This window comes from Aquimarina sp. MMG016 (genome assembly GCF_018100805.1).
GTDB lineage: Bacteria > Bacteroidota > Bacteroidia > Flavobacteriales > Flavobacteriaceae > Aquimarina.
In genome coordinates, this window is record NZ_JAGJEA010000002.1 from 592,820 (window position 1) to 606,255 (window position 13,436).

The following is a 13,436-nucleotide window of genomic DNA, read 5'->3' on the forward strand; positions in this document are numbered from 1 at the left end:
TTTATGTTAGTTTGTGTTTTTGATATTTACTCTTCCTGAATGAATCTTATTTCTAAGTTTCTCCCAGTTGGAATGAAGAGTCATTATCTGATAGAATATGCAATGGCTGAGTCACTAAAGACTGACCCCATGCATTTACCTCATACAAAATTGATATGAGTAGCATACGAGATTTGAGTTTTTTCATTTCTAAATTGTTAAGTTATATAATAGTTTGTGTGGCCTAGGCAGTTTTATCGATTATGTAACTGCTTTTTTATAAAAATTTTTAGGGTTTAGTTCTTTGCAAATTTTGTTTTAATAACATCTTGCTGACTTGATAGAATTTTTACAAAATAAAAACCAGAGAGAAGTTCATTAAGATCTAGTTTTAGTTTGGATTGATTTGATGAAATTGGTTTAGAAAAAACCTTTTTACCATTAAAATCATATATCTCTATCTGATATGCCGACCTAGGCAAATCATCAATAGATAAAATGTCTATAACTGGATTGGGGTATACTAATGAATTTTTGGTATTATCAATTGAAATTACTTTTTGGCTTTTCCCGCTCATACACACTGGTGGTTGAGCAGAATTGCTAAAACAAATTAGTGTTTGGCTATTTTTAGACTTTAATACTAATTCTCCATTGTCCATGGTTACCCAATAATCATCATCAAGCCCCTCAAAACCTGTATTTTTTAATGTTATCTCTGGATTCGCATCCCTCAGTTGAAAATCGGCTGTCTTACTATAATCTATATACCAATCTGGTGATCCGTTGTTGGTCTGAAAAGCAAGCTTGTATAGTCCGTTATATTTAGGGTTCCATTTAATCGAAATGCTAACAAAATTGCTTAAAAACGTAGAACTTTTTCCTCCCATAATATGAGCATAGTTATAGTGTACGTTATCCAAAGCCTTAAGCCCTTTTGAATCTGGTAGTAAAAAGGAACAGGCAGTACTATTTTCGACTGTAAGTGTTAAAGTAGCTTGATTTGTTTTTCCTTCATTATCAGTAGCAACAGCTTTGATCGTATATACTCCTGCTTCTAGACCATTTAATTCTTCGGGGTCAGGAGAGCCGGAATGCCCCCAGGTATAAGGAGCTTTTCTTTCTTTTCTTATAAAATTATTATTAATATATAATTTCACATCAGCTATTGATCCATCTCTATCTTTTGCATCGACATCCACTTCCAGATCATATCCTTGAGTTACTGTAAGATTTCCAGTTGGAGTAATAAAAGATATATCTGGAACTGATGAAGAAACTTCCCTTTCTACCTTTAGAATAAAAGTAGTTTCAGATGTCGCTCCTTTATCATCTGTCGCTACTGCCTTGAAAGTATGGTTACCAACCGTTAGACCAAGTAATTCATTTGCATTTCTGTCATTACCCCAAGTATATGGTGCTATATTTTCCTGGCGGATTAATTCGTCATCAATATATAATTTCACATTACTTATACTCCCATCGTTATCAAAAGCATTGACTTCTACCGGAAAACTTGAATATCCTTCCTGTATGGTAGAATTAGTCGATGGTGTTTTAAAAGACACCGATGGCAATTGATTACTTCCTCCTGGATTATTTACACCTCCATCATATCCAATTCTTGTTTTTGATACTATGAAATTATCAAAATAGGCATAGAGATCTTTGGTAGGTTTATAATCGTCACTACTTCCTCCAAAAAAAGTGGATAAATAGATGTTATTCATTCCTATATCACCTTCTCCGTTTTGACGATAATCACTATTATCTATAATATCAATGGCTAATTCTCCATTAAGCCAACCACGCATAATACCATCATTTTGACCCGGAGTGTTCAACTTATGATATACTTCGATATGGTTCCAGGCACCTTTCTTGAGTTTAACCTGATCTGGTTGTGGTCCTCCGGGTTCTTCATATGGTTCTATCAAACTCCAATTTACAGAAGCTCTCCATCCATCCCAAGAAGGTCTTGTGTTAAAGTGATTATAAAATTCTAAAAGTCCATCGTATCGCCACATTAGGCGTAATGACATATTTTTTTCACTAGTTTGATACGCCAAACCTGGTAATTTGGCTCCCGCTCTAAACTCAAAATCTTCAGGTATATACACTTGGTAACTGAAATATAATTCGTCTAAAGATGTGTAACTATCCCAATAGACTTTGGTATGCATACCACTATCATTTGTTTTTACTTTTCCTTTAGGATATTTAACTTTTAAAACATTTCCTTTATTCTGAAATTCGGAAATAAATACTCTACCTTCATCTGCACCTTTACAGAAGTGAGCCCCTAGTGCTTCTTTTATTTCTTCTTCATTATATTGCCCTGTAGGCAAATGATCAAAGTTATTTTGATATACCCTATCCTGTTGAGCAGAAAAAGTAATTGTTACGAATAGTGAAACCATCAAAATTAGGTTTCTTTGTGTGAAAAGAGTCATATTTTGGGTGTTTGGTTATAGGTACCGGGTAAAATAAATTTACCCGGTTTTTTAAAAATTATTAACTGATATTATTCCTTTAGGAGACGTGTCATCTTTTTGTATTTACGACCTTTAATGACAATTAAATACAATCCTGCTTCTAGAGAAGAAACATCGACAGAAATTTCTTTCTCAGGAACGAACTCATTAATTATAGTTCGTCCTTGGATATCTAAAATCTCAAGAGTAGTTTTTGACTGTTCTAAATTAGAAATCGTAATGATGTCCCCTTCAACTGGGTTAGGAAACGCTTTAATAGCTCCTGATTTACCTCCTGGTGCTAAAACCGCAATTCTATTGGAACAATTTGGTGCGGTTCCTGAATTATTAAAATACAAAGTAAAGTCACCTGTTTTAGAAACCATTACGAAGTTATTACCATCTTTAGCCACCCAATAATCTCCATCTAAACCGGTAAATCCGGAATTAGAAATGGAGACATCGGGATTGTTAGTGTTGAAACTATAGCTCATAACATTTCTTAAGTCCACATAATAATCCGGAACTCCATTATTGGTATTCATTGCAAATTGATACAATCCATTTTGAGAAGGATTCCAATTGATTCTAAATCTTCTAAAATTACTTAGGTCCGGTCCATTTGTTCCTAAAACATGAACATTATTATAAGAACCTTTATCAAAAGCAGGTAAACTGCTGGATAATGGTGTTCCAAAATCACAAGCATTGCCTCCACCGGTATCTTCACTTTTTACAGTTAGTGTAAAGGTTGTTTCGGAAGTCGTTCCTTCGTTGTCCGTTGCTTCTGCTTTAAAAATGTGAGTTCCAACTGGTAAATTGTTTACTTCATTTGGATTTGGGGATGCAGCATGTCCCCACTCGTAAGGATCAAAATTTTCTTGTCTTACAAAATTATTATCTATATAAAGTTTTACATTAGCAATAGTTCCGTCACTATCAGATGCATTTACCTTAACATAAAGGCTATATCCTTCATCTACTGCTATATTCCCTGAAGGTGAATCAAACGAAACTACTGGTGCTTGATTTCCTCCTGTATCACCAGAGACTGTAACATTTATGATACTAGAAGTCGTTACTGCTCCATCATTGTCGGTAGCTCTTGCTGTTAGTGCATAATTTCCTTCCGAAGCACTATTAATTGTATAAGAATATGGTGCAGTTGTATCTTCTCCAAGTCTTGTACTTCCTTTAAAAAACTCTACTTTAGTTACTGATCCGTCAGGATCATTGGCATTGGCATTGATCTGGATATTTGCACCTGTATCAAAATCTGCTCCGTTAGAAGGAGAGGTAATATTTACGTTAGGGCTTTGATTTCCGCCTCCTGAACAAGGAACTATGTTCCAGCTAGGACAAGATTCTGTTACAAAATTTGTCGTTCCATCACTGATAGGAAAATCAGGTGAGTTAGGATTACGTGTATTATTCCACACGTGAATTTCAGATGGATCACCTTGTTTTTTTCTGGCTGTTGGGATTTCGTTTGCTCTACTACCTAAATTAAACGTATTATCAAAAATAGCATTTCGATACCCTGTATTAAATCCAGTTCCTCTGTCTAAGAAATCAACCCCAGCATTAAGAATGTTAGATCCATCTCGATTAAAAGTATTATTATATACAAACGCGTAAGATCCTTTTAGATCAATAAAAGCATCGGCACTGTTTTCTCCAGATATTCCTTGAGCAGAGAAAGTACAATTACGAATAATTGTATTTTTGGTTCCTTCTTTTACGTCAACACCTTCAGCAGTTACATTAGGCCCAACAATACAACCATCAATGGTATTATTATTACATTCTCTTTCATAATCATCGTGCTGTCCTTTATCAGACCCTACATACAATCCTTCACCAATTCCTGGTTTTTTAATACCAACATTATATACCCTACAATCTTTAACCAGATTAAAACTAGATCCATCTCTTAGGTGAATTCCTTCTTCTCCCAGTTCTCTGACAGTTACATTTTCTAAAAGTCCACGATTGGCATTATCGAATACAATTCCTTTAGAACCTTCTTCAAAAATTATATTTTTTATTTGCCAATGATCCCCTAACATATGCAATACATAGCCATCATATTTCCCATCTTCACCTTTTAATATTGGTGGATTTGAAGGGTTTAGAGCTCTCATAATAATAGGATTGGCAGATGTACCATTTTTGTTTGAGGCAAATCTGGCAGCTCTTCCTCCGATATTTATTTTATCAGGAGCTTCATAGGTTCCTGGAGCTATTATGATTTCATCTCCCGGCTGTGCGTTTTGCATAGCATTTCTAATACAATTTACTGTATTACAATTGATAGTTCCACTTGGATCAGGATCTCCTCCATCCTCTGACCAGTTCTCGATAATATCTTTAATAAAAGTACCGGTCGATGTCAATTGATTATTTTTTAATCCATTGATCCCTTGACCAGGTTGTACAATAGATGATCCTTCTGATTTATCACTTACAGCCCAATTTACGTGGCTAATGCCGTTGTCTTTAAAAAACTGCATCCATTTTTCTGTTTCTGCTACATCCGCGCTACCATCTCCATTAGCGTTAACTGCTCCCCACTCGGTTGCAAAAATGGCTACTCCATTATTAAGTGCGGTCTGTGCTTTATTTCTCAAAAACTGAGTATGTGTACCAGAATAAAAATGCAATGTATAAGCAGTATTAGAATCATTTATTGGGTTATTTGACGCAACGTCTACATCCTGAGACCAAGTTGGAGATCCTACGATAATTAAATTATCCGGATCCTCGGATCTAATAGCTGCAATAACTGTTTCGGCATAACTTTTTACCTGAGACCAAGACTGATTGATAGGCTCATTGTAAACCTCATAAATTACATTTGGCTGATTGCCATAGAGGGATGCCATTTCTTTAAAGAAATCGGCAGCTTCAGAAGTGTAGTTTTCGGCCTCATGGGTATGCCAATCAATAATAACATAAATTCCTTCGGCTATAGCTGCATCAATTACCTTTCGAATTTTATTTTTTTGAAAACTTGGACTGTCTATATAACCTGTACCGCCATCCCAGCTTTCTTTTACTCCCATGGCAACACGAATAATCGAACTATTCCAATCGCTTGCAAGATGTTTTACAGTTTCGGCATCATAAAAATCAGAAGTATCCCCGGCATTACTCCAAAAGAGACTGTTTCCGGCAAGACTTGTAGGGACATTGTTTTTATCAACAATTTTGTTGCCATTGACCCTTAATCTACCATGATTTTCTACTGGTGACTGAGCAAAAATAGTAGAATATGATAATAAAAAAACGAAGACTAAATGTTTAGCAATAGGTTTTAAGGCATAAAGGTATTTTCCTTTAATTTTCATGATGTAGTGAGTTTGTGATTAGTTATAAAATATGGTTTATAATCCATAACAAATAATATCATCTAATTGATGGAATATCTTTTGTATAGACCAAAATATCCTTTTAAATATTAGCAATGCAAAAGTGCAAAACCAATATGCAATACATAAAAAATAAAGCAATCACCTTAGATCATGAAAGAGGAAACTGGATCTTCTAGGTGTGCAGCAAATAAAATTGCGCTATAAATAAATTTTTACAGACTTTGGGGTTTTCATAGTTTTCATAAATTTTGTGTTTTCACGTTATTATTTATTTCTCCCAACTGTTCTGTTCAGTACTATAAATTAAATCTTAACTACTAGGGTAGAAGCAATTAATTTCATCACAATTTTAAGAATTAAAGGGGTAACAAAAGTCCGATTCAGGGAGTGTTTTTGTTCAACTATCTGATTATCAATTATTTTACAACTTGTTTTTAACAGATTTGTTTATTTAACAAGAGGAGTTTTTAAACAAAAAAGAATACAATTGAGCTGTTTTAAGTCATAATAATCTGACAAATTAGCGTTATATTTATAACTAAACCAATCATACTTAAACCCAAAATATGAAAAGAGCAATTACACGATTTGTATTTTTAATACATCTTTTTGCTTTTTCCCAAGAATCTAATTTTAACAACTTCATTCACTTCTCAGTATCCGAAGGGTTATCACAAAGTACCGTAGTAGCTATAGAACAAGATCAGTTCGATAGGATGTGGATTGGCACCCGTGATGGTATTAATAAACATGATGGTGAAGAAATCACAATATATAGAAGTAATCCTGCCGATTCCACGTCTATAAGTAATAACGATATTTTGTCTATAAAAGAAGATAAAGATGGTTTTGTATGGGTTGGGACTTATAACGGGCTCAACAAGTTTAATCCCAGAACAGAAACATTTACTCGTTTTTTATATTCCTCAAAAAAAAATACTAATTCACATCGCTCCATAAGAACCATTAGAGAAATGGCTGACGGTACGCTTTGGTTTGCTACTTCTGACGGACTATTTATTTATGATAAGAAAGAAGAGGATTTGATTCGTTATGGTAAAGATGAAAACGATATTACAAGTTTATCTAGTGATTTTATTATAGAAATTTTTCAAGACAAAGAAAAAAAGGTATGGATCGGGACCTCTTCAGGTCTTCATCAAGTTACTAATGATGATATCTATAACTTAAAATTTAAAAGGTACGGATTAGATCATGAGACATTGCCTAAACTATTTATACAATCCCTAAATGAAGATTCTGATGGAAATATATGGATTGGAACAAGGGGAAACGGATTATTTCTATTCAACAAAAAAAATGAGACCTTTATTAAATATAATGAAGTTGGTAAAAATAAAATATCAAGCTCTGATATAAGGAGGTTAGTATATGATTATAACTCTAATCTGTGGATAGGCACCTATGATGGACTTTTTATAAAAAAGGTGAATAATGAGATTATTAAAATTGTTAATCAACCAGGTAACCCTAAAAGTATAAGTAAAAATAGTATCAAAGAAATCTTTACCGATCGTAATGGTTCTGTTTGGATTGGTACTTATTATGGAGGAGCAAATCTATGGGACATTCATAATAATAATTTTCATACCCTATACAGAACTAAACGAGATCAAGCATATCATCTTGGAGTTGTAAGTTCTATTGCAGAAGACTCTAAAGGTATTATATATTTAGGGACAGAAGGCAGTGGTGTTACCGTAATTCACAATAATGGAAAAACCTGTAATGAACTTACAGAAGCACTAAACAAAAAATTATCAAATGCCAATGTAAAATCTTTATTAATAGATGATCAAAAATTATGGATTGGAACATTAAAAGATGGCGTTAAATGCTTTGATATCACCACCAAAAGTTTTCTGGAAATCAATAATCCAGAGCTTAAAAATTTATTATCAGATAAAAGAGTATATACTATTAAAAAAATAAAAAACCAGCTTGTTTTTGGGACATTTGGAGCAGGTGCAATAGTATATAACCTTACTACTAAAGAAATAAGTTCTATTCAGCATCACATATCAGACTTTAATTCTCTAACCAATGATAGAATACGATGTATGATCTCTGATCTACAAAGTAATTTATGGATTGGAACCGATAAAGGCATAAATAAAATTTCTTTTGATCAATTAAGTTCTGAAGATAAAGTCATAGAAAGGTTTCTTTTCGAGAATGAAAAGTCTTATGGACATAATATTATATGCATATACGAAAATCATGTAGGTGAAATTTTTGTAGGCACAAAAGAACGAGGTGTCTTTAAATTAGTGAATGGTTCCTTTGAACAACTTGACTTAGAATTATTGAACACCAGAGTAACTGCAGCCTACAGTATTGTAGAAGATAATCAAGATAATCTTTGGATCAGTAGTAATCTGGGATTAGTGAAGTATCAACCAAAGACCAAAAATACTACGATTTATACTCAAACCGAAGGTTTTTTAGGTAACGAATTCATTAATAACTCTTATTTAAAGGGAAGTAATGGTAATTTATATTTTGGTGGAGTAAAAGGAGCCTATTTTTTTAATCCCAAAGAATTAAAAAGAAGTGATTATATTTCTAAAGTTGTTTTAACCAGTCTACAACTTAATGGCAAAGAGCTTGATAAAAGTATTTCATTCATGGATCAATTAGTCCTAGAACATGATGAAGCTTCTTTTACACTCAATTTTGCTATTCCAAATTATATCAATGCTGCGAATAATCGATATGCATACCGATTAGTAGGACTTAACGCTGACTGGAAATTTACGAATAGTCATGAAGCCAGTTATACTATCCAAAAACCAGGAAATTATATTTTTCAGGTAAAAGATGCAAATAATCCGGATGCCTGGAATGAAGAGCCTACTTCTTTAAAAATTAAGGTAAAAGCAGCACTTTGGAAAACACCATTAGCTTTTGTGATTTACATCTTGATCATCGTTTTTGTACTTTATCAGATCTATAGAAATATGAGAGCAAAGATAATACTTGGTCAAAAACTTAAATCTGAACGATTAGAAAATATAAGACAAGAGGAAATTAACAAGTCTAAGTTAGAATTCTTTACTAATATTTCACACGATTTTAGAACACCCTTAACGCTTATTATAGCACCACTTCAGCAGCTTATAGAAAACTATAGTGGAAATAAGGCTACATATATGAAATTACTAACCATAAAGCGTAATTCTGATCAACTTCTAAAACTTACTAATCAGGTGCTAGATTTTAGAGCATTCGAAAATAAACATTCTAAACTTCAAGCCAGAGAAGAGAATTTAGTTTCATTTTTAGAGGAAATCTATAAATCATTTGAGGAATATGCTTCTATTGGTAATTATCAATATTCTATTACATATGATTCAAAAGAAATTCCAATATTTTATGATCAAAGCAAACTAGAAAAGGTATTTTATAATATTTTGTCTAACGCTTTTAAATATACACCCAGAGGAGGAACAGTAAAAGTTAAGCTTTATCGCAAAAATGATCATGCGATTATAGAAATCTCTGATAATGGTCGTGGAATTAAAAAGGAATTCATTGATAAAATTTTTGATAGGTATTATGAAATAGCTAGTGATGTCGAATACCAAAAACAATTTAATCAAGGAAGTGGTATTGGCTTACATATTGCAAAAAAAGTAATTGATCTACATAAAGGCGCTATCGAGGTAAAAAGTGATGAAGGAAATGGAACTACCTTTACAATAACCTTAAAAACTGGACGTAATCATCTAAAAGACCATGAAATACTGTTTACCGATACTACTAAAGCAGAAAACTTTGACGATAATAAACAAGAGTATCTTAATGAAGCCCTTAGAATTATCGAACTAGACAAAATAATTCCAAATATAGATAGTAACAAACCAAAAATTTTAGTAGTTGAAGATAATGATGAATTTAGAAAGTTTATTGTAGACATTCTAAAAAAGCATTATACAGTAGAACAAGCCGAAAATGGAGAAGAAGGATTCAAAAAAACATTAAGAGTTTTTCCTGACTTGATTATAAGTGATGTTATTATGCCAAAGATGGAGGGGACAGAATTTTGTTCAAAAATAAAAAATGATCATCGCACGAGTCATATTCCTATTATATTACTCACATCACGTTCATCTATGCCTCACAAATTTGATGGTTTAGAATCCGGAGCTGATGCATACATAGATAAACCTTTTAATATTAAAGAACTGCTTCTGATTATTAAGAATCTTCTCAGTACTACGGAAAAAGTAAAAAACAAGTTTGCTGAGACCAACTCTGAAAATGTAAACAATACCATAGACTCAATTGATGAAAATTTACAAAGAAAAGCAGTAAAGATTATTGAAAATAATATAGACAACCCTTCTTTTGACATACCGTATTTTAGTTCAGAATTAGGGTTAAGCAGAACTATGCTATTTGTTAAGGTAAAAGCGTGGACCAATCTTACTCCAAAAGAGTTTATCAATTCTATAAGAATGAAAAAAGCCACTGAACTACTAGAGCTTGGAGAACTAAGTGTTGCTGAAGTAGGCTATAAAGTTGGTTTTAAAGACCCTAAATATTTTTCAAAATGTTTTAAAAAATATTACCAAAAATCACCTTCAGAATATGCACAGACATTTTATTCATAAACCGTAATTTTAATAGGTATTTTCTTTTCTTTGTAGTTATGCCTGACCAACAACAAATATTACATACCCTTAAAGAATATTTTGGGTATGATTCCTTTAGACCATTACAGCAAGAAATCATTGATTCGATCTTTGATAGCAAAGATAATTTAGTAATTATGCCGACTGGCGGTGGTAAATCTATCTGTTACCAATTACCTGCTTTACTCCTACCTGGCATTACTTTAGTCATCTCACCATTAATAGCTTTGATGAAAGATCAAGTTGATGGATTAAAAGCTAATGGTATTTCTGCTGCTTTTGTAAACAGTAGTCAAACAGAGAATGAACAACAAGATATTTATCAAAAACTATTGGACAAAGAGATTAAACTTCTTTATCTAGCTCCAGAGAGCCTAAGTTTTCTGGATACCATTTTATCTCAAATAAAAATTAGTTTGATTGCTATTGATGAAGCTCACTGTATTTCAGCTTGGGGGCATGATTTCAGGCCTGCATATACACAACTAGGTTATCTTAAGGATAAATTTTCAGACACTCCGGTTATAGCATTAACCGCCACTGCAGACAAAGCTACCCGACAAGATATTTGTAATCAATTAAATATTCCGAATGCAACTCAGCATTTAGCATCTTTTGATCGAAAAAACCTTAGTCTTGAGGTAAGACCCGGAATTAAACGTGTGGAACAAATTCTTGCCTTTTTATCGGATAAACCTAATGATAGTGGTATTGTTTATTGCTTAAGCAGAAAAACCACAGAAATGCTTGCAGAAAAGTTACAAAATCAAGGTTTCCTGGCAGAAGCATACCATGCAGGTATAGATCACCAAAAAAGATCTGAAGTACAAGAAGGTTTCATCAATGATACTGTACAAATTGTTTGTGCTACCATTGCTTTTGGGATGGGAATTGACAAATCCAATGTTCGATGGGTAATCCATTATAATTTACCTAAAAATATCGAAGGATATTATCAAGAAATTGGACGTGCAGGAAGAGATGGATTACCTTCTTCTACGTTACTATTTCATAGCTACGCCGATGTTGTGCAATTACAGAAATTTGCAGATATGTCGGGTAATAAAGAAGTACAACTCGCTAAACTGGATCGTATGAAGCAATATGCTGATTCATTGAGTTGTAGACGTAAAATATTACTTAGCTATTTTGGAGAATTGATCACTGAGGATTGTGGTAATTGTGACGTATGCAAAAACCCTCCAAGTTTTATTGATGGTACTATCATTGCTCAAAAAGCATTGTCTTGCGTAGCCAGAGTTAAAGAAGAAGAACCGATTGGGACAATAATCGATGTATTACGAGGTGCACAAAACGCAACTGTTTATGATAAAGGATACCAAAGCATAAAAACATATGGAATTGCCAACGATATTTCCTGGCAAGACTGGCAACAATATATTATTCAGCTAATTAATCAAGGATATCTGGAAATTGCTTTTCACCTAAACAATAGATTAAAACTTACTGAACTTTCTAAAAAAGTATTGTTTGACAAAGAAACTGTAAGTCTAGCTAATCTTGCAGCGTTTGAAAAAGCAAAAGAAATTGCACAAGAACAAATAAAAAAGGCCAAACCAAATACTTTATTCGAAAAGTTAAGAGAACTTCGTTTACATTTAGCTCAGGAAGCTGGTATTCCTGCATATCAAATTTTTAGTGATGCTTCTCTTAAAGAGATGGAAAAGCAACGTCCGATGAGTGATGAAGAGTTTATACAAATCAGCGGAGTCGGAAGACAAAAGATGCAGAATTATGGATACCAATTTATTAAAACTATTATTGATTTTTCTGCAGAAAAACCAAAAAGAAAAAAAAGTGCCAATAAAGGAAACACTCTAAAAGAAACACTTGCACTTTATAAAACAGGATTATCTATTGAAGAGATTTCGGTAGAAAGAAAGTTAGCCGTATCTACAATCTTTTCTCATATTATGAAATTACATGCCGAGGGTGAAGATATAGACCTGATACAATTTGTAAACAAAGAAGATCTAGAATCAATAAAAAAGGCGAAAGACACTTTAGAAAAACCAGAGGGATTAAAACCATATTTTGAATATTTTGAAGAAGCTATAGATTACAACACTATTAAAATGTGCTTGACCATTTTGGAAAATGAATAAGCTAGAATACTAAGACCTCGATCTTAATAACTTTTATGCACTTCATCTATTAAGAACTTAAAAATTTACTTGTAAAAGTTAAGATTTGCATAAACATTGTTAAAATTTTATGATTTAAAGTATAAAATCATTTAGATTAGTAGCTGGCTATTTTGAACTTAAAGAAGAAATCCTAGTCTTACATTCTTCTGTGCATACAAAACTGATCAATATTTTTATTATGTATAGAAACATTTTGAAACTTTTCATCATCTTCGTGATGATGTGCTCTTGTAGTTCTCATAAAAACATGACTAACCTGATTGCGCCTCCTTTGGTGGATGGAAATTGTAATGAATATATAAAACTAGGTGCTAACTCCATATCAATTTCTGAGGATGTGAATTTGTATATTTTTCAGGATGATTATTATGTATGGATAAGTTATTGTTATCCTGAGGGAAGTTATGGTACGGTAGATCTAGAAATTGAAACTAATACTATATCCGATCCCTTGAATTTACACGTTTCTGCTCAAATGGGGGAATGGCCATTGAATAATAAGGACTTAAAACCCAAAAATCCTGAAAGCGACCTATGGTGGAAAACCAACGGTTGGACGGCAAATCCTGTTTGGATAAATGGAATGGATAAAACTGCTGACAGGCTTCGCTATAAGTTTAAAAATGGAGAAGCCAGAGAAATACAACTTAGTAAAAATCGATTCGGAAAAGGAGAATGGAAAATACGTATGAATGTACGAAGTATCCTCAATAAAGCCGGCGAATTTTACGATATAGAATTTCCTGAGAATGATGAAGCTTATTTGATTGAAGTAGATTAAGC

6 protein-coding genes are annotated in these 13,436 nt (G+C 32.9%); 3 read left to right on the top strand and 3 right to left on the bottom strand.

Annotated elements, in window-relative coordinates; all coding sequences use genetic code 11:
* Positions 1-52: 52 nt before the first annotated feature.
* The 3 genes from J8M14_RS23265 to J8M14_RS05565 form a co-directional block, all read right to left on the bottom strand.
* Positions 53-187: a hypothetical protein gene (locus J8M14_RS23265; RefSeq protein ID WP_282100235.1), complete on the bottom strand. Its 135-nt coding sequence runs from the start codon at positions 185-187 to the stop codon at positions 53-55.
* Positions 188-275: 88 nt separating this feature from the next.
* Positions 276-2,432, bottom strand: coding sequence for a polysaccharide lyase (locus J8M14_RS05560; protein ID WP_211073588.1), 2,157 nt, complete (start codon positions 2,430-2,432; stop codon positions 276-278).
* A 71-nt stretch (positions 2,433-2,503) separates the two neighbouring features.
* A complete protein-coding gene (locus tag J8M14_RS05565; RefSeq protein ID WP_211073589.1) occupies positions 2,504-5,803 on the bottom strand; it encodes a cellulase family glycosylhydrolase in 3,300 nt (1,099 codons plus the stop codon).
* A gap of 590 nt (positions 5,804-6,393) precedes the next feature.
* Here J8M14_RS05565 and J8M14_RS05570 point away from each other — a divergent pair.
* From J8M14_RS05570 to J8M14_RS05580, 3 genes are all read left to right on the top strand, one after another.
* Positions 6,394-10,464 carry a two-component regulator propeller domain-containing protein gene (locus J8M14_RS05570; RefSeq protein ID WP_211073590.1) on the top strand — a complete coding sequence of 1,357 codons (4,071 nt, stop codon included), beginning with the start codon at positions 6,394-6,396 and terminating at the stop codon, positions 10,462-10,464.
* Positions 10,465-10,502: 38 nt separating this feature from the next.
* Entirely contained in the window at positions 10,503-12,611 is a 2,109-nt protein-coding gene (recQ, locus tag J8M14_RS05575) for a DNA helicase RecQ (RefSeq protein WP_211073591.1), read from the top strand.
* A 289-nt stretch (positions 12,612-12,900) separates the two neighbouring features.
* On the top strand, positions 12,901-13,434 hold the full coding sequence (locus tag J8M14_RS05580) for a hypothetical protein (RefSeq protein ID WP_211073592.1): 534 nt from the start codon (positions 12,901-12,903) through the stop codon (positions 13,432-13,434).
* The last annotated feature ends 2 nt before the right edge of the window (positions 13,435-13,436 follow it).

Bases quoted from the DNA above. Each gene is read 5' to 3' on its own strand.
- J8M14_RS23265 (WP_282100235.1), bottom strand. From the start codon at position 187: ATGAAAAAACTCAAATCTCGTATGCTACTCATATCAATTTTGTATGAG.
- J8M14_RS05560 (WP_211073588.1), bottom strand. From the start codon at position 2,432: ATGACTCTTTTCACACAAAGAAACCTAATTTTGATGGTTTCACTATTC.
- J8M14_RS05580 (WP_211073592.1), top strand. From the start codon at position 12,901: ATGACTAACCTGATTGCGCCTCCTTTGGTGGATGGAAATTGTAATGAA.
- J8M14_RS05570 (WP_211073590.1), top strand. From the start codon at position 6,394: ATGAAAAGAGCAATTACACGATTTGTATTTTTAATACATCTTTTTGCT.
- recQ (WP_211073591.1), top strand. From the start codon at position 10,503: ATGCCTGACCAACAACAAATATTACATACCCTTAAAGAATATTTTGGG.
- J8M14_RS05565 (WP_211073589.1), bottom strand. From the start codon at position 5,803: ATGAAAATTAAAGGAAAATACCTTTATGCCTTAAAACCTATTGCTAAA.